This is a genomic window from Micromonospora sp. NPDC000121, from assembly GCF_042899165.1.
Lineage (GTDB): Bacteria > Actinomycetota > Actinomycetes > Mycobacteriales > Micromonosporaceae > Micromonospora.
On the sequence record NZ_JBIAZP010000001.1, the window covers coordinates 575,486 to 598,769 of the forward strand.

Genomic DNA, 23,284 nt, shown 5'->3' on the forward strand with positions numbered 1-23,284 from the left:
GCGCGGAACCCGCGAGATCGCCGGACCGCCGCGAAAACCCGTACCCACAGCCGCCGGCCGGCGGCGAGCGGTGCGCCGGTCAGCGGCGGGACGGGCGGCCGATGAGCTGCGACTCGATCGGGGTCGGCGCGAGCAGCGCCCAGCGCAGCGCCCGCCGGTTGACCACCGCGACCATGTCGTCCCGGATCCGGGTCAGCCACTCCGCCGACCCGCCGAGGCCCAACGCGGTGCCGGCCAGGGCGGCCTCGGCCGGGTCGAGCGGTTGCAGCACGGCGAGGTCGGCCCGGCCCAGCGCGTCGGCGTCGGCCGGGGTCAGCTCGTCGCGGACCAGCAGCGTGGCCCGCCACGGGAGGCCCGGTTCCGTCTCGGCCGGCGTCGGGCCGGCGTCGACGACCACCAGCAGCGGGCAGAGCGGCGAGCCCGGTCCGCCGCCCACCGGCCGGCCCGGCGGAACCAGCGGGATCATCGCGCCCGGCGTGCCGACGCCCCGCACGAACGGCTCCCAGATGCCGGGGCGGGCCGTCTGCACCACCACCCGGGCGCCGAGCGCCATGGCCCGGAGCGCGACGAGCTGCGCCGCGCGGAGCCCGCCGACGAGCATCACCCGGGTGCTCTCCGGCCGGAACAGCCGGACGGTCACCGCGCCGCCGTGCCGGTTCCTGCCGACCATCAGCCCCGCCTCGCCGACGGTCAGCTCCAGCGCGTCGGGCGCCGGCCCCGGCCCCGGCGCCCCCGCCGCCGCGAGCGGCAGCGTGCCGGCCAGCCCGTCGAGCTGCGCGCCGTCGAGCCGGTGCACCTCGCCGCCCGCCTCCGCCGCCAGCCGGCGCAGCGCCTGGGCCGCGGCCGAGAGCTCCGCCGGGGTGGCGGCGGCCAGCCGTACGGCCAGCTCGGTGGGCGCCGACGCGGGGTCGGCGCCGGCCCACGGACCGGCGCAGAGCGACACCGTGGTCGCCGTCGCGGGCAGCGCGAGCAGCCGGGGCACCAGCCGCCGGCCGGCGTCGGCGCGCGCGTCGGGCCAGCGGCGCAACCGGAACGTGGTCTGGAGCAGGTCGCCCGCCCGCACCGCCTGCCAGGACTCCCGCGCCGGATGGTCGTCGTGGTGGGCCAGCTCCGCCAGCACGCGCAGCGTCGCGTGCTCGCCCAGCGGGCGGGCGGCGACCGCCCCGAGTCGGCGCACGATCCGGCGTACGGTGCCCGAGAGCGCCCGCCGCAGCTCCTCCCCGGTCCAGCCCTCGGCGCGGAGCACCCGCACGGCGAGGACGGCCTGCTCCAGGCCGGCGAGCCGCCCGTCGGTGAGCTGCCGGTAGGACGTGGCGGCCGTGCCGCCGCCCGCCCCGACCGTCGGCGCCGGCGCCCCCGTCAGCAGGAGCTGGAGCCGCACCGGCGGCCCGTCCGGCGCGGCCGCCGACAGCAGGGACGCCGGGAGCGGCAGCGCGCGGGGGCCGTCGCCGAGAAGGTCGGCCGGATCGCCGACCTCCACCAGGGCCACCATGCCGGCGGCGTCGTCGAGCACGGCGGCCGGCGTGCCGGCCAGCTCGGCGGGGCGGACCACCGCCCCCGGGTCGACCAGGTCCAGCAGGGCCGCGGGGCCCGCGCCCGGCGGCAGGGCGCGGCGGCGGGTCGCGTAGCCCAGGCCGGTGGCGAGCCACTCGAAGAGCCAGCGCCCCCGCAGCCGCACCCACGCCAGGGGCAGCAGCGACGCGGCCACCGCCACGGCGGCCAGCGCCGCGAGCATGCCCCGACCGGAGGCCGCGACCAGGGCGACCACCGCGACCTGCGCGGCGACGACCTGACCGGCCCGGACGCCGGCCGTCTGCCGCCGGGTGGCCGGAATCCACTGTGGCGGCAGGGCGGCGCGGGGCCCCGGTGCGCGCGCCGGGGGAGCGGCCGGCGCGGGTGGGACCGGCGCGGGGGCGGCGACCGGCTGCGCGGCCGGCCGGGCCGGGCCCGTGCTGGTGCTCACCGTCACCGCGCCCCCTCGACCACTCGCCGCGACATCGACGCCGCCCATCGTAAGGGCGGGTGCGGGGAGCGGGGAGCCCGGTTGTCCACAGGGGAGGGCGACGGGGTAGCAGAACCGCGACGGGGCGGCTACCGTCAGCGACGAGTTTGCTGACCCGCGCCCGCCGCGCTCGACGCCCGGGCGGCGCGAGCGGGGCGCCCGAGTGAGCGGGCGCGCCGACGGCCAGCCACGACCGATGAGACGAGGTGACGTCCGGGGTGTCCCAGACCCAGGCAGAAGCAGCGGTGATGCAGCAGACCGCCGCGAAGTTCGAGCAGGTGGACCAGTCCCTGCAGTCCATGCTGAGCAGCCTGATGGCCCAGCTGGAGGTGTTGCAGCAGGCCTGGCGCGGCGCCGGCGGGCGCTCGTTCGAGCAGGTCAAGCAGCAGTGGGCGCAGGACCAGGCGACGTTGCAGCGGGCGCTGCGGGAGACCTCCGGCGCCATCCGCACGGCCGGTCAGCAGTACGACGTCTCGGACAGCGAGGCCGCCAGCCGCGTGTCCACCACCAACCGCGGCGGCATCCAGCTGCCGCTCTGACCCGGTCTTCGGGGGAGGAGACATCCAATGGACCACGGTGTGCTGGTCGTCAACTTCGCCGCGTTGCAGCAGGCCAGCGCGGACATCCAGCGGGCGCTGAACACGCTCGACTCGCAGCTCGGGCAGCTCGAACGCGACGCCGCCCCGCTCGTGGCGAGCTGGTCCGGCGAGGCCCAGCAGGCGTACGAGCAGCGGCAGGCCCGCTGGCGCTCCGCCTCGCAGGACCTGCAGGCCATGCTGCGCGACATCAAGCTCGCGGTCGACGACTCCGCGGCCGACTATCTCGACACGGAGAAGAAGAACGTCGGCCTGTTCCAGTAGCCCTGGCCCGGTGGTGGCGCCGACCCTGAGCCGGTCGACGCCACCACCGTCGTTTCCACTCGTCAGACCGGGCCGGCGGGCTGCCAGCGGCGGCGGGTGCCACGCGGCACGACCAGCGCCAGCAGCGCCGCCACCGCGACCGCCGCTCCGCTGACCCCGGCCACCAGCAGCGCCCGCTCCCGGGCGGTCGCCCGGCGGGCCCGCTGCGCCACCAGCGCCGGATCGTCCCGGTCGTCGGCGAGCGCGGTGGCCGGGCGCGGCCCCTCCGGCGCCCCGCCGCCGGTCTCGGTGACCGCCCGGTACGGGTTCAGCACCCCCGCGCCGTACCCGCCGCCCCGGCCGCCGCCCGGCGCCGGATCGGCGGTCGCCACGATCCGCTGCGCCACCTGTGCCGCGCTCAGCTCCGGCCGGTACTGCCGCAGCAGCGCGGCCGTGGCCGCCACGAAGGGCGCCGCGTAGCTGGTCCCCTCGGCCCGGTGGTGACCCTGGCCGGGGGCGGCCATCAGCACGTCGCTGCCCGGGGCGACCAGGTCGACGTACGCGCCGGTCTGTGAGAACGGGGAGCGGGCCCCGTCCGCCCCGATCGCGCCCACCCCGAGCACCCCGTCGTACGCGGCCGGGTAGGGCCGGGGGTCGCCGCTGTCGTGCAGGTTTCCGGCGGCGGCCACCACGACCACGTCCCGCTCGACCGCGTAGCCGATCGCGGCCCGCACCGCCGGGTTGTCCGCGTACAGGACGACGGAGAGGTTGAGCACGTCGGCGTCGTGGTCGACCGCCCAGCGGATGGCCCGCGCGAAGTCCTCGGCGCTGACCGTGCGCCCCGACTCCCGCCCGTCGACGACCTGCTGCTCGCTCACCCGTACCGGCAGGATCCGGGCGCCCGGGGCCAGCCCGTGGAACGCCACCCCGTCGCGGGGGCCGGCGGCGATGATGCTCGCCACGCCGGTGCCGTGGCCGGCGCAGTCCCGGCCGCCGTCGCCGCCCGGGTCGAGTAGGTCGGTGCCGTCCAGGACCCGCCCGGCCAATTGCGGGTGCCGGCGGTCCACCCCGGAGTCGACGACGGCCACCGTCACCCCGGCGCCGGTGGCCAGCGGCGCGAGCCGCTCCGGGGCGTACCGCTGGTGGGGCCAGGGCGGCGCGGACACCGGCCGGACCGGGGCGAGCGGGGACGGGCAGCCGGGGGCCGCCCGCGCGGTGAGCGCGGCGGGCCCGGAACGGCCGACGGCGACCGGTTCGGTGGCGGCCCGGGCCGGCCGGGCGGCGGCTGCCGGGACGGTGGCCAACAGCGCCGTCGTCAGGGCTGCCAGGAGCGGGCGCGCGGGGGACCGGGACATCGACCGCCTCCGTATCGTGTCGACTCCGGGACGGGATGTTAGCGCCTCCGGCGCGACGGCGCGGACCGCCGCCGGCCAGCCATTGTGATCGTGTTTCGACCTTGTAGGTTGTACGCGATGCCTATGGCCTGTTCCCGGGAGGAGGGGTGGCCGTGACCGAATGGGAGCCGGCCACCGACGCCGAGGCGGCGATGCGGGACGCGTTGCGCGCCAACGACCAACAGCTCTACTTCCGCATCCTGGCCCAGACCGAGCTGCTGCTGCCGGTCTCGGCCGAGGCGCTCGCCGGGAAGGCGCCGATGGGCTGGGGCACGTGGACGACGGGCGGTCGCACCCACGTGCTTGCGTTCACCTCCGCCACGGCCATGCGGGCCTGCCTCGGGGAGAACGCGGGCTCCAGCCGCCGCACCTCGTACGCCGATCTGGCGGCCGGCTGGCCCAACCAGGAGTGGTGGCTGGCGGTGAACCCCGGCCTGCCCGTCGAGGGCTACCTGCCGGCCTGGTTCGTCTCCCAGCTCTCCCGCGGCGACGTCCGGCTGCCCGGCCGCACCCTGGGCGCGCGGGCCCGCCTGGAACGGGCGGAGACGGTCGCCCGGGCGCGGGCCCAGACCACAACCGGTCGCGGCCCGGCTGACGGGCCGGCGGCCCGGCCGACCACTGGCGGCCCGGGGCGGCCCGCCCTGGCGGGTGATGCCCCGGCCAACGGCGCCCCGGCCAACGGCGCCGCAGCTGCTTGGCCCGAGCCCCCGGCGGTGTCGACGGCCGGCCGGGTGGCGGCGTCCGCCCGACCCGGGCCGCCGGAACCGCCCCGCGCCGCCGCCCCGCCTGATCACCCGTCGCACCGGCCGGGCCCGCAGCACGGTGACCTCACGGCCGGCGAGGCCGCGCGGAGCGACGCCGTGGCGGCCGTCGACCGGCCGGGGCCGTCCCGGTTCGTGCCGCTCGGCGACCGCGTGGAGGGCCGGCCGGTCCCGCCCCCCGCGCCGTCCCCGCCGACGAACGGTCGCCCCGCCGGCGAGACCCCGGAGCGGCCCAACCACCGGTCCTTCTTCGAGCCGGCGTCCGGCCGCGCGTCCGCCCAGCGGCAGGAGGCGCTGCGCTCCGGCGAACGGGCCGTCCCGCCGTCCCGCCTCGCGCGCGGCGGCCAGCCGTTCCCCCGGCGTCGGCCGCTCACCGAGCCGGTGCCGGAGGGCCCGACCCAACCGATCCCGGTCGCCCCGGCCGACGGGGAGCCGACCCGGGCCTTCGCGGTTGCGGGCGGGGAGAGCACCCAGGTGCTGCCGCCGCACCGGCCGGACCCGTCCGCCGCGGAGGTCACCCGCGACCTGCGCGTGCCCGCCCCCGACCCCACCCCGGGGTACGCCGCCCGCCGGCCGGAGCCGGACGGCGACGTGACGCAGGCCCTGCCGCGCCCCCGGCCCACGCCCGAGCCCGACCCGGCGGAGGAGTCGGCGTCGGTCGCGGAGCCGGTCTCCGGGCCGCCCGCGCCCCGGCGCGGGTTCACGCCGATCGTCATCGAGGGCACGGTCATCGAGTCGCGCGATTTCACGGGGCCGCCCGACGATGCTCCCGCGGAGCCCGTGTCGCTGTTCGAGCCGGTGCGGCGGCCCGGCCGGGCGGCCCCCGCCGCTCCGGCCCACCCGCCATCGCCCGGCCCGGCCCACCCGCCATCAGCCGCTCCGGCCCACCCGCCATCAGCCGGTCCGGCCGACACCGCATCCGGTGCGGTCGGCCCCGCCGGTCCCGTTGCCACCGCACCCGGTGCGGTCGACGCACCCGTGCCGGTGGAGACCGCATCCGTGCCGGTGGAGACCGCATCCGTGCCGGTGGAGACCGCGCCCGGCGTGTTCGACACCCCGTCCCGGCCGGCGGACGCCGCGCCCGGCCTGTTCGACGCCGCGTCCGGACCGTCCGACGTCGCGCCCGCGCCGGCGGCGGCCGGTGTGGCGGCGGCCGGTGTGACGCAGCGGCCCACCGAGCCGGCGGCCGACGGCGTCACGATCACGGCCGCGCCGACGCCCGGCGAGGAGGCCGTGCCGGCGGGGGCCGGCCGGGCCGATGCCCCGACGGGCGGATGGGTGGCGGCCGGGGCGGAGGACAACGGGCCGGCCGGCGCCGGCGGGGCGACGACCCGCGTCGAGCCCGTGCCGGTCGACTTCCAGCCGGCCAACGAGGTCGAGGAGAACCTGCTCGACGCCGCCGGCACCGGCAGCACCGACACCTTCCTGTCCACGCTGCTGCTGGCCCGCGTGCTCCTGCCGGTGGCCGCCGACTCCGCACCGGGCAGCCGGCCCGGCGAGCCCGGCTTCGTCTGGCGTACGGAGGTGTTGGACGGCGACACGTTCGTGGTGGTGCACACCTCGCCGGAGCGGCTCGCCGAGCACGCCGACGCGGCGGCCGAGACCGTCGAGGTCAAGTTCGTCCAGCTGATCCGGCGCTGGCCGGACCCGTCCTGGTCGTTCGCGGTCAACCCGGGCAGCCCGGTCGGGGCGAAGCTGCCCGGTGAGCAGATCGTCGCGCTGGCCAACTGGGCGGCGGAGGTGGGGCTCGGCGACGACGCCGGGGTCGAGAGCGAGGCGGCGGTCCCCGTCGAGGAACCGGTCAGCCGCCCCCGCTACGCGGCACCCGACCCGGCCCGGCCCGTCGTCATGCAGAAGGCGGTCGCCCCCAGCCAGCTCGCGTACTACCTGGAGCGGGGCTACGACCGGGTCTCCGGTTTCGTGCACCGGGCCAACGAGCTGGCCCACCTGAACACCCCGGCGCAGCTGCACGACGCGCTCGGCCTCGGTCACCCCGACTCGCCGTTCGCGCGCGACGCCGAGGAGATCTACGTGCTGCGCTGGCCGGCGCACCGGCCCAGCCTCTACCGCATCCCCTACGGCGGGCAGAGCGAGGCCGCCATGCGGGCCATGGAGGGCTGGGTCATCGAGCGCCCGCCGTTCCGGGGCAACGGCTTCGCCCCCGGCGAGAGCAGCGACGTGGTGGCGGAGTTCAAGGTGGACAGCGCCCGGCTGCCGCACGGCGCGCAACTCTGGCGGATCGGCGCGGACGGCACGGAGCGGGTGGTCGCCATCCTCGACACCGACGCCCTGCTGTGGCGACAGGTCGGTGCGCAGTGATCCGGGACGGCTACGTGGCCCGCTGGCGCGGCCGGGAATACCAGGCGAGCCCGGACGGCGACGACGTCCGGCTCTACCAGCCCGAGCCGGGCGAGGGCTTCGAGGAGGTACGCCCCGGCCGGTACGTGCGGGTGGTCCCGGCCACCGAGGTGGACGACCTGGCGTACGTGCGGACGACCTGCACCTGGCAGGGCCAGCCGTTCATCGTCCTCGGCCAGCACGACGGCTGGCTGCGGGTGGAGTACACCGGCGGGCGCTGGCCCGTCGCCCGGGCGATGGGGCTGGAGGTCTTCGACTTCGGCGTCTACCAGGGCTGGGCGCCCGCCGCCGAGGTCGCCGACCTGCGCGAGCAGCGGGTCTGAGCGCGCGGCAGCGGGCTGGTCAGGACTTCGCCCAGCGCAGGATCTCGCCGAGCACCACCTCGCGGGCCTCCACGTGTGGGAAGTGCCCCACGCCGTCCAGGAGCCGCCACTCGTAGGGCGCCACCACGTACCGGCCGGAGCCCTGGGCGGTGCGCGGCAGGGATGCCTGGTCGAGCGCGCCGTGGAGTTGGAGCGTCGGGGTGATCAGCGGCTTCTGCATCAGCCGGACGAAGCGGTAGCCGTGCAGGCGGAGCACCGAGCGGAACGCCCAACGGTAGCCCTCCAGCGCGCAGAACGCCGCCTGCGGGATCCGCATCGCCTCCCGGCACCGCCGGGCGTACGCCTCGAAGTCCGGCCCGTGGACCCAGCGCGGCCCGCCCCAGCGGCGCAGCATCTCCTCCACCGCCGCCGCGTCGTCCCTGGTGAGCACGTGCTCGTAGCGGGGTAGCTGGAACTTCAGGGTGGGCGTGGAGGCGGCGAACTGCCCCCGCGGGTCGGCGAAGATGGCGGCCCGGAGCCGGAGCGGGTGCGGGGCGCCGAGCACCACCAGCCGGCGGACCAGCGACGGGTGGAACGACGCCACGGTCCACCCGATCATGCCGCCGATGCCGGTGCCGACCACGGTCGCGGAGCGCTCGCCCAGGGCCCGGATCAGCCCGGCGATGTCGGCGGCCAGCGTGTAGCCGTCGTACCCCCGGGGCGGCTTGTCGCTGGCGCCGTAGCCGCGCAGGTCGACCGCGACGGCGCGGAACCCGGCGTCGGCGACCGCCGGCAGCATCTCGTGCCAGGCCCACCAGTGCTCGGGGAAGCCGTGCAGGAAGAGCACCATCGGGCCGGTGCCCGACTCGACGACGTGGAAGCGGCTGCCGTTCGCGCCGACGAACCGGTGCGTCCACGGCCCCTCGGTGAGGACGCAGGACTCGTCGACGGGCCCGCCACGCTGCTCGGTCATGGCAGACAGCCTATGACCCCGGTGCCGGCCGGCTCCGCCGCCGACCGGCCGGGTGGCCGGGATCGCTCGACGGCCCACGCCGGCGGGAGGGCCTGGCTCGTCGCCCGCGTCGAGACGGATGGGGCGGTCGTCGGCCGGCATCCGTGGAAATGGGCGATGCCCGGGCAGGTGACCTGCCCGGGCATCGCGTGGTGCGGGTGGTGCGTGATCAGCGGATCAGGAGATGCGGATCTTGGTGTAGACGCCGTCCTTCTCCAGGACCCGGATCTTGGTGCCGGTGGCCGGGAGCTTGACGCCGTGGTTCGGCAGCTCCGGGTACCAGTACTGCTTGGTGTCGTCGAACAGCGGCTGCGCGGCCTGGCCACGGATGTACTGCGGCTGGCTGTTGAGGTGCAGCGTGAACGAGTCGGCCTTCTTCAGGCTGAACGGCGCATCATAGACCTGGACGCGGGCCCGCCAGGGCTGCCCGGTCAGGTTGTAGATCGGCCGCGGGTGCGCGTCGATGATCAGGTTGCGACCCTCACCCGGGTGCGCGAACGTGTCGTTGTCCGCCCAGCGGGTGTTCCAGTAGGAGATCAGCAAGCCCTCCTGGTACGCGTAGTGGTCCACGTAGTCCGGGCGGGTGTTCGCGTAGCCGAAGAAGTACGGGCCGGTCTTCAGGTACTTGTCGTACGAGATGTACTGCCGGGTGCCCGCGATGTAGTAGTTGTCGAACTCCCGGGTGTAGGTCTCCTCGGCGACCTCGAAGCCACCGGCGAGCGTCCAGCCGGCGGCGCCGGACTCGGCACCGTCGGAGAGGACGGTCTGACCGTCGGCGGTCACGGTGACCGCGTCACCGTAGAAGCCACCCTCGGAGACACCACCGTCGGTCTGGTAGCGAAGCCGGAACTGCGCGACCTTGCCCGCCGCCACGTCCATCGGGATGGCGATGTCGGCCCACTCGCCGTTGCTGCTGCCGTCCAGGGCCGGACGTCCGGGCGAGATCTCCGGGAGGGGCTGGCCGTTGACCGTGCCCGGCAGCGCCGTCCAGGTCTGGCCGCCGTCGAGCGACGCCTCGAAGAACAGGTAGTCGTACCCGGCCTCGATGTCGTAGCGGCCCTTCATCGACAGCGACGCCGACGACTTCCCGGTGAAGTCCAGGGTCCGGGTCATCGTGCTGTTGAGGTCGTCCTCGTTGCCGGAGAAGAACTGCTTGGTGCCCTCGAACGGCTTGCCGTTGTCGAAGGTGTACTCCCGCTTCGGGAGCACGACCACGACGCCCTGGGCCTCGTTGGTGTTGTATTCCTGCGGGCCGAGCTTCAGGGTGCGCTGCTGCCCCGCGACGACCACCTCGTAGTCGAGCCAGCCGAGCTGGAGCTTGTTCCACGCGCCCAGGTCACCGCCGCGGTCGCCGATGCCACCGTCGTTCTTGGCGCCGAGCCGGCTCTGGGCCATCAGGGTCCAGTGCTCGTTGTTGTTGTCCCCACCGCTGACGACGTTGTAGTCGTCCGGCAGACCGAGGTCGTGGCCGTACTCGTGGTAGAAGACGCTCCGGCCGCCGTTTTCCGGCTGGATGGTGTAGTCACCGATCCAGATGCCGGTGTTGCCGATCTGGGTGCCGCCGGCCGGGAAGTTCACCGGGCCGGTCGAGCCCTGGTCGGACGCGAAGGCGTACCAGCGGTGGCTCCAGATGGCGTCCTCGCCCTGGTACGGGTCGCCGTCGGCCTCGTCGCCGCCGGAGTGGACGATCTGGAAGTGGTCGATGTAGCCGTCCGACTCGTTGAAGTTGCCGTCCGAGTCGTGGTCGTACCGGTCCCACTGGTCCATCGCCTTGACGTCCGCGGCGATCTGGGCGTCGGTGCGGCCGGCGGCCTTCTGGTCGGCGACCCACTGGTTGGCGGCGTCCCGGACCAGCGCCCAGGTGTTGGTGCAGACGTTGTCGGCGCACGGGGAGCCGCCGGAGCGGCCGTAGCGGGCCTCGTTGTACCTGACCTTCACCCAGTCGGTGACCGTGCCCTCGACGCTGTAGCGGCCCGAGGACTGCGCCTCGTAGTACTGCTTCAGCGACTCGTCACCGGGGTTGGTGCCGAAGTAGAGCTTGCGGTAGTGGTCGGCGTTGTAGTCCGCCTGCCACACCGTGGAGTTGTCCACCGCCCGGTTGGGGGCGGGGATCTCGTTGTGGAGCGGCCCGTCGAACCGGGTCGGCCCCGGCGTGGTCGGGTCGGTGTCCTGGTCCGGGTAGCTCGGGTGCCGCTCGTTGCCGAACTCGGCGAGGATGACGAAGATCCGGTCGGTCTGCTCGCGGGCGAGCTCGACGTACTGGTCGTCCATCTGGCTGGCGGCGCCGGCCCGGGTCGAGCGGGCGGTGGCCCCCTCGGCCTGGGTCTTGCCGACCTTGACGACCGTGCTGCCGTTGATCTTCTGCGCCTTGGCCCGGCCGGAGAGGACGTCGCTCAGGCCCTCCTGGCGCAGGGCGCGACGCTTGTCCTCGAGCGGGTTCGGCAGGTCGTGGTCGACATGGGCTGGCTCGGCGACCGACGGTGCGGACGTCGGCAACTTCGGCTGCGGCGCGGCGCTGGCGGACGTGCCCACCGCCAGTCCCGTCGCCGTCAGCGAAAGCCCGAGCAGACCCACTGCGACTTTGCGCACGTGGTACCTCCGGTTTGAGGGAACCGGCCCAACGGGGGTAAGGGCCGGTGGAGATCGGTCCCACTAGTGGGACCAATGGTGAACATAGACACTCCTGTGACCCCTGGGAAGATGCGTGCGTCTATTTGTTGCAAAGTTTTGTTGAGAATGCTTTTCACCGTCACATCCCGGCCGTTCATCAACCGTCATGAGCAAGGGCATAGGGCCGCCGATGGGACGGAAGAGATCGTTCTCGATCGGACCGGGTCACGTACGCGAAAAGTGGGGCCGGTGGCGTCACCGCCACCGGCCCCACGGGTAACCCGATTGTCAGTTGCTGACCTTCACGACCATGTCGTCGGTCGGGTTGGTGCCCTGCTGCACGATCTCGATCTTGGTGCCGGAACCGGCAACCTTCACCGAGTTCCACGGGTTGCCGGACGTCCAGTACTTGTTCGCACCGGTGTCCGAGAACACCGGGTTCGGGGCGAGCGCCGGGAGCGTGACCGGGACACCGTTGAGGTGGAAGGTCTGCGCCGGCTTGGCGTACAGGCTGAACGTGGCGTCGAAGCCGTTGCGGCGGTTGGTGATATTGCCCTGACCGTCGACGGTGATCTTGTTCGGCCGGACGTCCACCGGGAGGTTCAGGCCGTAGCCCGGGTGCTCCGAGGTGTTGTTGTCGCCGTACGCGTAGTTCACGTACCAGACCAGCATGCCGGGGTGGTTCGAGAACCGCTCCACCCAGTTCGGGCGGGTGTTGTTGAACCCGTAGTTGTACCCGCCGGTCCGCAGGGTGTCGTCGTAGCCGACGTAGGACCGGTTCTCCGCGATGTAGAAGCGCGGGTACGTGTCGGTCACCGAGCCGCCCATCCGGGTGAAGCCCCGGGCGGTCCACTCAGCGGCCAGGGTCTCCGCGTCGTCGGTCCACGCGACGGTGCCGTTCTTGGTCAGCGAGATGTTGTCCAGGAACGCGCCGGCGAAGTGCACGCCGCCGTCGGTCGCGTAGCGGTAGCGGAACTGCACGGTCTGCCCGGCGTACGCGGACAGGTCGTAGGTCAGGTCCACCCACGCGCCGTTGCTGGAGCCGTCGATCCCGGTCTCGCCGGCGTCGATGAGCGCGTTCGGCAGCGAGGTCCAGCTGGTGCCGCCGTTGGTGGACACCTCGGCGAAGAGGTAGTCGTAGTCCTCCTCGATGTCCCACTGGGCCTTCGCGGTGATCGACGCGGAGGTCGCCCCGGTGAGGTCCAGCGTGCGGGTCAGCGAGTTCTTCAGGTCGTCCGCGCTGCCGCTCCACCACTCGTACGAGCCCGCGAACGGGGTGTTGTACTCGGTGGTCTGGGTCTGCGCGGGCAGGTTGACGACGACCGCCTGGGCCTTCGGCCCGTCGCTGTCGCCGGCCGGGCCGAGCGTGACCTGGGTGGTGCCGCTGTTCTCCTCGACGACCGAGTAGTTCAGCCAGCCCAGGAAGAGCTTCGAGTACGGGTCCATGTAGCCCGGCGTGGAACCGATGTCGTCCTTGCCGTGGCCGAGCCACGAGCCGGACGCCATGAGGCTCCAGAAGCCGACGCCGTTGTCGCCGCCGGCGGTGTCGTAGTAGTCCGGCAGACCGAGGTCGTGGCCGTACTCGTGGGCGAACACGCCCAGACCGCCGTTCTCCGGCTCCGTGGTGTAGTCACGGATCCACATGCCGGTGTCGCCGATCTGCACACCACCGGAGAGGTTGCCGGTCGGGCCGGCGACGCCCTCCAGGTTGGTGAAGGCGCCCCACCGGTGCGACCAGATGGCGTCCTCGCCCTGGGCGCCGCCGCCGGCCTCCTCGCCCTCGCCGGCGTGCACCGCCTGGAAGTGGTCGATGTAGCCGTCGGGCTCGTTGAAGTCGCCGTCACCGTCGAAGTCGTACCGGTCCCAGATGTCGAACTGGGCCAGGTACTGCTTGATCTGCTCCGGCGTCTTGCCGGCGGCGACCTCGGACTGGTACCACGCGGTGGCGCTGTCCTTGATGAAGTTCCAGTACCCGTCGGCCTCGGAGATGGCGTTGCTGCCGTACCGGGCCTCGTTGTAGGGAACCTTGACCCAGTCGCTGACGTCGCCGTTGACGGTGTAGCGCCCGCCGGACTGCTTGTAGTAGAAGTCCCGCATCGACTCACCCGGACCGAACATCATGTCCTGGTAGTGCGCCCGGTTGAAGTCCGGCCGCCACAGGGTGCTGTTGTCGTCGCTCCCGCTGCCGTCCCAGTTGCGGTCGGGCTCGGCGATCTGGTTGCGCAGCGGACCCGCGGTCCCACCGGTCCGGGGGTCGGTCTGGTCACCGAACTCGACCAGCATCGTGAAGATCGGGTCGGTCTTCGGCGCCTGCTGGTACTCGACGAACAGGTCGTCCTTGACCTGGATGACCTTCGAGCCGTTGCGCGTCTGAAGCTTGGCCTTGCCGGAGAGCAGGTCGGCGATGGCCTTCTTCCGGAGCTCCCGCTGCTGATCCGACTTCGGATCGGGGAGGTTGTCCCTGCCGTGCTTCGCCTTGTCGGAACCGGGGGCCGGGTCCGCGGCCGGTGCGCCGGAGGCCGGCGCCGACACGACTCCCGCCGCCAGCAGCGCGGCCGCGGCCGAGGCCAGGCCGGCTGTGACTCGTCTCCTCAAAGGTCCTCCTCCTTTGTGGATCTGTTACATGACGGGCGCAGCCGAGGCCACGACTGTCATGTGATGCGTCACTCACCCTGGCAGAGGGAGGGCGCGCTTGTCACGGGTCAATTACCAGGCGGGAACGCGATCAGTGACCCTTATGTGTGCATAAATGTCGACCAAAGCGCGCAGTATGGCGACGCTGGTTCACGTTACGTTTTGGCCACGATCACGTTGCGTAGCAGGGGTTATGGAGTCCCCTTCGGGGAGCGTCGGAGCCCTCCAAAATGTCACAGCGATCGGCCGACGCGATTTGCTGGGCGTAAGACGAGCGGGGCCCGTCCGGAGCAGTGTGCTCCAGACGGGCCCCGCCGTGTGTCCCGTCAGCCGACCCTAGGGTCAGCTCGTCGCCGGGGTGACGTGCACCGTGGCGTACGAGTTGTCCTTCGCGGTCTGCTTGATGGTGATGGTGACGCCGTAGGCCACGCCCTGGTCACCGGGGTTGCCGGTGCCCAGCACGATGGCGCCGCCGCCCAGCGTGACCCCGTAGTAGGCCGGCGCCGGCGTACCGTCCGGGTTGGTGACCCGGGTGGTGTACCGCTCGTTGCCCTTCGACGGGATGACCACCGAGGCGTCGCTGTCCCGGGCGTACGCCGAGCCGTCACGGATCTCGATGCCCGGGTACCAGCCCTTGGCGTCCGTGAAGGCCGGCACCGCCGGCTGCGCGGGGAAGTTCGTGCAGTACTCGCTGTACGGCTCGCCCTCCGCCTCCAGGCACTCCCGGAAGGGGTACGTGGGGTTGAGCGAGAAGGCCGCGTTGGAGGACTGCGGCCGGCTGGGCAGGTTGTCCAGCACCGACGGGTCCTTGACGGCCGCCTCGCCCGCGCGACGGAACGGGTCGAAGTGCGAGTCGACGATCAGCAGACCGCCCTTGGCGCCGTAGCTCGGCAGGGAGGTCAGCTGCCCGGTGACGTGGTTGACGTCGCCGAGCGCGGTGTCCCGGTACCAGACCAGCATGCCCGGGGCGTTGTAGGAGACCTTGTCGACCTTCCACGCGTCGTGCGAGTACACCGTGTCGTAGGTGTACTTCAGGCCGTTGTCGAAGCCGTCGAAGTTGCGCCACTCCGCCAGGTAGTAGTGCGCCTGGGTCGAGGTGCCGCTGTCGATGCGCCAGCCCGCGCCGTTGGTGTCGACGAAGGTGCCGCCGGTCGCGGTCCAGCCGTTGGTGCCGCTCTCGACGTCGTCGCTCCAGGTGGTGGCGCCGCCGCCGGTCACCGAGAAGTCGTCGGCGAACCAGCCGCGCTCCACGAACGCCTCGTCCGTGGCGTAGCGGAGCCGGACCTGCACGGTCTGCCCGGCGAAGGCCGACAGGTCGACGTAGTCGTGCCGCCAGCCGTGGGTGTCACCGGTCAGGCCGTACTTCTTGTTGCCGAAGTCCACCATCCGGCCGTTCGGGTCCGCGTAGCCGTCGTTGGTGCTGACCAGCTTGCCGGTCGAGTCGTAGACCTTCTGCTCGGCCCAGGTGGCGCCGCCGTCGGTCGAGACCTCGACGAAGCCGTAGTCCCAGTCGGCCTCGATGACGAAGTTGTTCCACATCCAGAACTTCGCGTCGGCCGCCGCCGGCACCGCCACCTGGCGGGCGATCTTGACGTCCGCCCAGTCCTGGTCGGCGCCGGTGTACCACATCTTCTCGCCGCTGTGCGGCGTGGCCAGCGTGATCACCTTGTTCGGCAGGTTGATCTTGATGCCGTCCTTGGTGCCGGCCGGGGTCCGCGAGGTCTGACCCAGCTGCACGTCGCGCGGGTCGGCGCCGGGCGCGAGGGTCAGCGGGTCGGCCCAGCCGAGCACCCACTTGTCCCACAGGCCCATGTGCGTCGGCAGCGCCTGGAAGATCTCACCCGAGTGCGAGCCCGAGGCCATCAGGTCCCAGAAGTCGACGTCCGAGTCGGCGTTGCCCGAGGTGTCGTAGAGATCCGGCAGACCGAGGTCGTGGCCGAACTCGTGGGCGAACACACCGACGCCGGCGTCCTCCGGCTGCACGATGTAGTTCGACACCTGGAGGTTGGTGCCCGGGATGGTGTAGCCGCCGGCGATCGACGACGAGTGCGCCCAGACGGCGTAGATGCCCTCGGCGCCGCCGCCACGGGACTTGCCCTGGCCGGCGTGCACCAGCACCAGGTGGTCGATCACGCCGTCCGGCTCGAAGAAGTTGCCGTCACCGTCGCGGTCGCCCTGGTCCTCGATGTCGTAGTCGGCCCACGGGAAGTCCGGGTCCATCTGCGCGAGGGTGGCGATCGCGTCGGTGGCCAGCCGGCCCGCGCCCTGCGGGTTGTCCGGGTGGCCGTTCATCGCCTGCTCGCGGCCGGCGACCCAGTTGCCGTTCTCGTCCTGGAAGCAGCGGGAGGCCGCGTACCAGCCCTCGGAGTGCGGCACCTTGATCCACGGGCTGGCCTGCCCGTCGACCGTGTACGCGCCCTTGGACATCTCCAGGTACATGTTGTGCATGGTCCGGCCGGCCAGGCTGATGCCCGGCTTGCCGTCCGGCCCGGTCAGGTCCGGGCGGACCCGCTCGGTGATGCCCTCCTTGGTGTAGAGCATCTTGTCGTAGTGCGCGGGCGAGAAGTCCGGCACCCACATCGAGTTGTTGTCCTCGTGCGGCAGGCTGGCCGGGTTCGGGATGTTGTTGTGCAGGGGGCCGTTCTGGACGGTGCCGGGGACACAGCTCCGGTCCTCGAAGACCGTCTTGGGGACCATGACGTCGGTGAAGTCGTCGTTGGCCTGGTCGTTGAACTCCACCAGCAGGGTCAGCAGCTTCGCCGTCTGGGTGCCCTTGGCCTGCTTGATCTGCCGCGGGCTCTGACCCGTCTTGATCGCCTGGGCCTCGGTCTTGGCGAGCTGCCGCGCCGTGACCGGGTTGCCGCGGGCGAACTTGCGGTCGTAGGCCCGCGCCTCCTCGACTGCCGGGGCGTAGACACCACCCTTGCCCTTGACCTCGCGGCCGGTGCTGTCCGGCTGGACGGCCGGCTCGGCGTAGTTGATGTAGTACTCGTCCGCCCCGATCGTGGCTCGGGCGGGGCCGGACTCTGCCGCCGCCGCGCCGCCAGTCACGGTCAGTGACGTGGCCGCCAGGGCGATGGCGGGCAGCGCGACGAGTAGGCGTCGGCGCGACCCAGGTTGGGGTTTTCTGTTCATGCCGCTCCATTTCTCGGGCATGGGAGGGAGGGAGTCGGCCGGCCCTCTCATCGATGTGACGTCCATCGAACCGGCTCGACCAGCGTGAACCTAAATCAGAAAACAGGCGAATGACAGGGGTCGACGCCAGCCTGTGTCCGTTCAGCTTCTCCCGGTTCCCCCGACCGACCGATGTGACAGGGCGCATGCGGTCCGTCGCGTACCCGTAAGAAATGACGATGGGTGACGGTCCGCGCGGGACCGCCACCCATCGGGTGGTACGCCTGCCGTCAGTCCTCGTCGGACTTGCCGCCGCCCATGCCGGACGAGATCAGGTCCATCACGGACGAGTCCTGGAGCGTGGTGACGTCGCCGAGCGACCGGTTCTCGGCCACGTCCCGCAGCAGGCGGCGCATGATCTTGCCGGAGCGGGTCTTCGGCAGCTCGGGCACCAGCATGATCTGCCGCGGCTTGGCGATCGGGCCGAGGGTCTTCGCCACGTGGTTGCGCAGGTCGGCGATGAGCTTCTCGCCCGCCTCGCCGGAGGTGTCCGCGGTGCCGCGCGGGATGGCGAACGCGACGATGGCCTGCCCGGTGGTCGGGTCGGTCGCGCCGACCACCGCCGCCTCGGCCACCGACGGGTGCGAGACCAACGCCGACTCCACCTCGGTGGTGGAGATGTTGTGCCCGGACACCAGCATCACGTCGTCGACGCGGCCGAGCAGCCAGATGTGCCCGTCGTCGTCCCGCTTCGCGCCGTCCCCGGCGAAGTACATGCCCTCGAACCGCGACCAGTACGTCTCGATGAACCGGTTGTCGTCGCCCCAGATGGTGCGCAGCATCGACGGCCACGGCTCGCGCAGCACCAGGTAGCCACCGCCGCCGTTCGGCACCGACTGGCCCTGGTCGTCCACCACGTCGGCGCTGATGCCCGGCAGCGGCGTCATCGCCGAGCCCGGCTTGGCCTCCGTCACGCCCGGCAGCGGCGAGATCATGACGGACCCGGTCTCGGTCTGCCACCAGGTGTCCACGATGGGCAGCTCACCCCGGCCGACGTGCTGCCTGTACCACATCCACGCCTCGGGGTTGATCGGCTCGCCCACGCTGCCGAGCAACCGCAGCGAGGAGAGGTCGTAGCCGGCGGGGATGTCCTCGCCCCACTTCATCATCGTCCGGATGAGCGTCGGGGCGGTGTAGAGGATGCTGACCTTGTACTTGTCGACGATCTCCCAGAACCGGCCCTTGTGCGGGGTGTCCGGGGTGCCCTCGTACATCACCTGCGTGGCGCCGTTGGAGAGCGGGCCGTAGACGATGTAGGAGTGCCCGGTGACCCAGCCGATGTCGGCGGTGCACCAGTAGACGTCCGTCTCCGGCTTGAGGTCGAAGACCGCGTGCGTCGTGTACGCCGTCTGGGTGAGGTAGCCGCCGGTGGTGTGCAGGATGCCCTTCGGGCGGGCCGTGGTGCCGCTGGTGTAGAGGATGAACAGCGGGTGCTCGGCGTCGAACGGCTGCGCGGCGTGCTCGGCCGAGGCGGTCTCCACCGTCTCGTGCCACCAGTGGTCCTTGGCCGACCAGGCGACCTCCTCGCCGGTGCGCCGCACGACCAGCACGTGCTCGATCGACGGGCAGTTGGCCACCGCCTCGTCGACGGTCGGCTTCAGCGCCGACGGCTTGCCCCGGCGGTAGCCGCCGTCGGCGGTGATCACCACCTTGGCGCTGGCGTCCTGGATCCGGTTGGTCAGCGCGTCGGCGGAGAAGCCGCCGAAGACCACGCTGTGCGTCGCGCCGATGCGGGCGCAGGCCAGCATCGCGACCGCCGCCTCCGGGATCATCGGCAGGTAGATCGCCACCCGGTCGCCCGCGGTGACGCCCAGGTCGGTCAGCGCGTTCGCCGCCTGGCAGGTCAGCTTGTGCAGGTCGGCGTACGTGATGGTGCGGGTGTCGCCCGGCTCGCCCTCCCAGTGGATGGCGACCCTGTCGCCCAGGCCGGCCTCGACGTGCCGGTCCAGGCAGTTGTACGCCACGTTGAGCTGCCCGCCGACGAACCACTTCGCGAACGGCGGCTTCGACCAGTCGAGCACCTGGTCCCACTGCCGCGCCCACGTCAGCCGCCCGGCCTGCCGCTCCCAGAACGCCAGCCGGTCGGCGTCGGCCTCCGCGTACGCCTCCGCGGTGACGTTGGCGTTCGCGGCGAGTTCGGCCGGCGGCGGGAACTGGCGCGTCTCGTTCAACAGATTGGCCAATGCCTCGCTCATGCCGTGCTCCCTCGTCGTTCGGGGTGACCTGCGTCTCCCGCACGAGGTTAGTCGGGATGCCGGGCCGACGGACCGCCGGTCCGGCCAAAATCGCGCCGAGCGGCCCCCGTGACGCGCCGGACGGCCTACCCGGGCACACGTCGTCCCCGCCCGCGGTCGAGGAAGGTCCCTTGCCGACAGGATCGCGGGGTGTCGGTGGTCGCTTCCGGGCGGCTCGTCGGCGGGTCGCGTCGGGCAGTCGATAGCGTGACGGGGTGACCGCCGACCCGCTCGCCCCGCTGCTCGCGCTCGCCGACATCGCCCCCGCCGTCGAGCGGGCCCGCGAGCGGTTCGACCAGGCGCTCGGGCACCGCGCGCTGCGCCGGCACGGCGGCCAGGTCGCGGCCGAGGTCAGCCTCCGGTCCGCGGTCGCCAGCGCCGCCCTCGAGGGGTACGCCCGCGAGCGCGAGGCCGTCCGCGCCGGAACCGTGACCGAGCCGGTCGTCCAGGGCGCGCTGCGGGTGGCCGGGGCGCTGCCCGGGCTGAGCGAGCTCTGGCCGAAGGCGCCCCGGCAGGCGCTGGCCAAGCTGCACGTGCTCGCCGCCCGGGACGTGGTGACCGAGGCCGAGCTGGGCCGGCCCGTGGCCGACCCGGTGGTCGCCGCGCGGCTGGACGGGCTGGCGGGACTCGCCGCCGGCGGCACGAAGGTCTCCCCACTGGTGCTCGCCGCCGTCGTGCACGGCGAACTGCTGAACCTGCGCCCCTTCGCCGGGCCGTCCGGGGTGGTGGCCCGCGGCGCCGCCCGGCTCGTGCTGCTGTCCAGCGGGCTCGACCCGCGCGGCCTGCTCGCCGTCGACGTCGGCCATCGCGAGCGCGAACCCGAGTACGTCGGCGCGGCCGGCGCGTTCGCCACCGGCACCCCGGACGGACTGCGCTCCTGGCTGCGGCACTACATGTCGGCCGTGGAGGTCGGTGCCGACCAGCTCACCACGATCGGCGACGAGATCCTCGCCGCCGCCTGACCCGCCCGGCCCGGCCTGATGGCGTCGGCGCGGCCGGCACGGATCGCCTCGGTGTGGGCCGGCCCGGGTCGTCTCGGTGGGCCGGCCCGGGTCGTCTCGGCGCGGATCCGCTCAGGCGGGAGCGGGGGTGGCGCGGGCCCGGCGGTGACGGCCGTACCAGGCGATGCCGATGGCCACGCCGACGCCCACGCCCAGCGCCGCCGCGGCGACCGGGACGGCCGGGCGTTCGCGCAGTCGCCGGCCCAGCGGGATCGGATGCCGGAACTCCAGCACCGGCCAGGAGTTCTCAACCGCGAGCCTGCGCAGCTGCCGGTCCGGGTTGACCACCGAGGGGTGGCCGACGCACTCCAGCAGCGGGCGGTCGCTGTACGAGTCGGAGTAGGCGTAGGAGTCGGCCAGGTCGTACCCGCGCCGGCCGGCCAGCTCGCTGACCGCCTCGACCTTGCTCGGGCCGGCCGCGTAGAACTCCACCTCGCCGCTGTAGCGGCCGTCCACCACGCCCATCCGGGTGGCGATCACGTCGGTGACCCCCAGCAGCGCGCCGATCGGCCGGACCATCTCCTCGCCGGAGGCGGAGACCAGCACGACGTCCCGGCCGGCAGCCTGGTGCTCCTCGATCAGGGCGGCGGCCTCGGCGTACACGTAGGGGTTGATCAGCTCGTGGAGTGTCTCCGCGACGATCTGGCGGACCTGCTCCACCTGCCAGCCCTTGCAGAGCGTGGCGAGGTAGTCCCGGGTCTTGGCCATGGTCTGCTCGTCGGTGCCGCCCAGCCGGAACATCAGCTGCGCGTACGCCGACTTGACCACGTCACGCCGGGTGATCAGGCCGTCCCGGTAGAACGGCCGACCGAACGCCAGGGCGCTCGACTTGGCGATGACGGTCTTGTCCAGATCGAAGAAAGCGGCACTTCGGCCCACGGCGCGAAAGTCTAGCCGGATGGTCTATGGTCGGCGGGTGCCCGGGGTCCGACGACCCCTCGGACTCGCGGGCAGACGCCATCGCCCTCGCTCATCGTGACGTCAATCACACTCTGCGAACTTTAATTTGCAGGGAGTGGAGGTGACACCACTCGACGTATACAGGTCCGCTCAGGCAGACTGGTCGGCACGACGAGCGTTCATATCTCGCACAACAGACAGGCCCTCGGCGGTTGCACCCCCCGTGACCGCTGAGTGGGTTCGGCTCGACCCCCCCGGAGCCGAACCTCCCGACGACCCCCGTCTCCCCCCGACGGGGGTCGTCCCTTTCCGGGAAGCGCTTCCGACCAGGTGGGGGCACTTCTCCGAGGTCGGCCGGGCGGGGCGCCGGGCGGAAAGTCAGCGAATCGTCAGCGAACGTCAGCCGGACCCGGTCGGCGTAGTCGTCCGGGGTGTGCGTATAACGATTGAGCGTCGTTGACGCCTTCTCGTGCCCCACGACCCGCCGCACGATGTTGACCGGCACCCCGTCCGTCACCAGCCACGTGATGTACGAGTGCCGCAGGTCGTGGAACCGAAGGCCGCCGAACGCCGAGGCCGCCGCGTGCGCCACCGCCGCCGCCTCGTCGGCGAACTCCGCCCGCTGCTCCCGGCCGTCCCGGTCCGGCCACGACGCCATCCACCGGCCCGGCGCGATCTCGGCCACCCGGCCCAGCAGCCCGGCCCGCACCAGCGACGGCAGCCACACCCGCCGCCGGAAGTTCGACCGCCGCTGCGGCCCGCCGTCCCGGTCGGCGAAGACCAACGCCCGCCCGTCCGGCACCGCGGTTCCGCGCCGTGACGATCGCGAGGGCGGTTGGCCGCCGCCGAGGTTGGGGCGATCGGCTGCCGCGCCGCTTCGCGGCTTGCCACCGGGTACAGGGACCAGGCCGCGGAATGCCGGCGCCACGCGAAGCCGCCCCCGGCCCGAGGGCCGGGGCCGGAAAGCCGTATGACGCCGGACAGCCGCGACCAGGGTTGCCGAAAGCTAGGAGACGTCGAACAGGCGGAGGCCGTCGTACTCGGCGAAGTCGGCGTAGTCCTTGCCGTTGAAGGTCGCCAGAGGTAGCCGGTCGACCAGGCAGCACGCCGCGATCCAGGAGTCATTCGTCGGCCGGGGCCGCCCGCGATGCTGCGCCCGCGCCTGAAGATGTCCCCAGGTCGTCGCGACCGCCTCGTCGAAGGGAAGCAGCACGACCCCGGACCGCCACTGGGCGAGATCCGCCAGCTTGCGTGGCCCCCAACTTCGCAGCGCGGTCCACTTGGTCAGCTCCCCGAGCGTCACGAAGGTGATGCAGAGGGTCTTACCGGCCAGACGGGCACGGAGACGGTCATGCAGACGCCCCCGGAGGATCGCCGACGCTACGTCGGTGTCCAGGACGACCAGGCTCACGCGGCGCCGGCCCGCCGGGAGGCGTAAAGGTCAGCGAGGAAGTCATCCAGTTCCTCGTCCGACTCGAACAGGCCAGGCCGGGCCAGGTCGTCGACGGAGGTGACTGGCCGGATGCCTTGACGACGCGCCAGCTCCTCGGCCGGTACGTGCTCAGCGGTCGGCCACTCGGGCATCTGCTCAGCGCTACTCGACGTCACAGCTCACCTCCTGCGTCTCGAATCATCGTCTATTCTCGCACCTCCGACGTCGAGACGGCGCACGTCGTGAGCGCCTCCGGCCGTTTCCGGCGCACGCAGCCCGTTAGACGAGAGTCAGCGAATCGTCGGCGAACGCCGTACCGCGTGGCCCGACTCGATCATGCTCGACGGCACGACCGATGCGTCTGACCACGCGGTACGGCACTTGATCACACTCGCTGCTACGTCAGGTCACTTTCCCCCCGACGGGGGTCGTCCCTTTCTGCCGCGAGCGTTCCGCCAGGTCACGGGTGCCTTCGTTTTAGAACCGGCTGCTGGGAAGGGTTCGGCGGCGGCAGATCACTTCAGTAGGTCGGTGCGGTGGCGTGGCGAATCGTCAACCGCGAACCGCAGCCGCTGTCGCCCGCCTCGTAGCGCTGCGGCGTGGGGGCGCCGCCGCCCCTCACGTCGCTGTC

At 72.7% G+C, this 23,284-nt stretch carries 16 protein-coding genes; 5 read left to right on the plus strand and 11 right to left on the minus strand.

Translation table 11 applies throughout. The features are described 5' to 3' along the window. Positions 1-79: 79 nt before the first annotated feature. Entirely contained in the window at positions 80-2,011 is a 1,932-nt protein-coding gene (gene eccE / locus ACFY23_RS02810; RefSeq protein ID WP_387035496.1) for a type VII secretion protein EccE, read from the minus strand. Between the two features lie 209 nt (positions 2,012-2,220). Here eccE and ACFY23_RS02815 point away from each other — a divergent pair, with 209 nt between their 5' ends. Further along, on the plus strand, positions 2,221-2,541 hold the full coding sequence (locus ACFY23_RS02815; RefSeq protein WP_350683828.1) for a WXG100 family type VII secretion target: 321 nt from the start codon (positions 2,221-2,223) through the stop codon (positions 2,539-2,541). A 27-nt stretch (positions 2,542-2,568) separates the two neighbouring features. Next, positions 2,569-2,862 (plus strand): WXG100 family type VII secretion target, encoded by a 294-nt coding sequence (locus ACFY23_RS02820; protein WP_350683826.1) that lies wholly within the window; start codon positions 2,569-2,571, stop codon positions 2,860-2,862. A 62-nt stretch (positions 2,863-2,924) separates the two neighbouring features. Here the strand turns inward: ACFY23_RS02820 and mycP are convergent, their stop codons facing one another. After that, positions 2,925-4,196 carry a type VII secretion-associated serine protease mycosin gene (mycP, locus tag ACFY23_RS02825; RefSeq protein ID WP_350683824.1) on the minus strand — a complete coding sequence of 424 codons (1,272 nt, stop codon included), beginning with the start codon at positions 4,194-4,196 and terminating at the stop codon, positions 2,925-2,927. Positions 4,197-4,348: 152 nt separating this feature from the next. Here mycP and ACFY23_RS02830 point away from each other — a divergent pair, with 152 nt between their 5' ends. Next, positions 4,349-7,315, plus strand: coding sequence for an SseB family protein (locus ACFY23_RS02830; RefSeq protein WP_350683822.1), 2,967 nt, complete (start codon positions 4,349-4,351; stop codon positions 7,313-7,315). After that, a complete protein-coding gene (locus ACFY23_RS02835) occupies positions 7,312-7,677 on the plus strand; it encodes a hypothetical protein (RefSeq protein WP_350683820.1) in 366 nt (121 codons plus the stop codon). Before ACFY23_RS02830 ends, ACFY23_RS02835 begins: the two co-directional genes overlap by 4 nt. Before the next feature lie 19 nt (positions 7,678-7,696). Here ACFY23_RS02835 and ACFY23_RS02840 read toward each other — a convergent pair whose 3' ends face one another. From ACFY23_RS02840 to acs, 5 genes are all read right to left on the minus strand, one after another. Continuing rightward, positions 7,697-8,629, minus strand: coding sequence for an alpha/beta hydrolase (locus ACFY23_RS02840; RefSeq protein WP_350683818.1), 933 nt, complete (start codon positions 8,627-8,629; stop codon positions 7,697-7,699). 216 nt (positions 8,630-8,845) lie between these two features. After that, positions 8,846-11,242 (minus strand): immune inhibitor A domain-containing protein, encoded by a 2,397-nt coding sequence (locus ACFY23_RS02845; RefSeq protein ID WP_350683834.1) that lies wholly within the window; start codon positions 11,240-11,242, stop codon positions 8,846-8,848. A gap of 324 nt (positions 11,243-11,566) precedes the next feature. Next, complete coding sequence (locus ACFY23_RS02850) at positions 11,567-13,873, minus strand: immune inhibitor A domain-containing protein (protein ID WP_350683816.1); 2,307 nt, start codon at positions 13,871-13,873, stop codon at positions 11,567-11,569. Positions 13,874-14,254: 381 nt separating this feature from the next. After that, positions 14,255-17,047: an immune inhibitor A domain-containing protein gene (locus tag ACFY23_RS02855; protein ID WP_350683814.1), complete on the minus strand. Its 2,793-nt coding sequence runs from the start codon at positions 17,045-17,047 to the stop codon at positions 14,255-14,257. A 269-nt stretch (positions 17,048-17,316) separates the two neighbouring features. Further along, the gene (gene acs / locus ACFY23_RS02860; RefSeq protein ID WP_350683812.1) at positions 17,317-19,281 is read right to left on the minus strand and encodes an acetate--CoA ligase; all 1,965 of its coding nucleotides are present in this window, start codon (positions 19,279-19,281) and stop codon (positions 17,317-17,319) included. Positions 19,282-19,535: 254 nt separating this feature from the next. Between acs and ACFY23_RS02865 the strand changes: the two genes are divergently transcribed. Beyond that, positions 19,536-20,282: an oxidoreductase gene (locus tag ACFY23_RS02865; protein ID WP_350683810.1), complete on the plus strand. Its 747-nt coding sequence runs from the start codon at positions 19,536-19,538 to the stop codon at positions 20,280-20,282. 111 nt (positions 20,283-20,393) lie between these two features. On the opposite strand, the gene ACFY23_RS02870 is transcribed toward ACFY23_RS02865, so the two are convergent. The 4 genes from ACFY23_RS02870 to ACFY23_RS02885 form a co-directional block, all read right to left on the minus strand. Next, entirely contained in the window at positions 20,394-21,200 is an 807-nt protein-coding gene (locus ACFY23_RS02870; RefSeq protein WP_350683808.1) for an HAD-IB family hydrolase, read from the minus strand. A 106-nt stretch (positions 21,201-21,306) separates the two neighbouring features. After that, entirely contained in the window at positions 21,307-22,023 is a 717-nt protein-coding gene (locus tag ACFY23_RS02875; RefSeq protein ID WP_350683806.1) for a tyrosine-type recombinase/integrase, read from the minus strand. 204 nt (positions 22,024-22,227) lie between these two features. After that, complete coding sequence (locus tag ACFY23_RS02880; protein WP_350683805.1) at positions 22,228-22,632, minus strand: type II toxin-antitoxin system VapC family toxin; 405 nt, start codon at positions 22,630-22,632, stop codon at positions 22,228-22,230. Next, complete coding sequence (locus ACFY23_RS02885) at positions 22,629-22,805, minus strand: hypothetical protein (RefSeq protein ID WP_350683803.1); 177 nt, start codon at positions 22,803-22,805, stop codon at positions 22,629-22,631. Before ACFY23_RS02885 ends, ACFY23_RS02880 begins: the two co-directional genes overlap by 4 nt. Positions 22,806-23,284 lie beyond the last annotated feature (479 nt).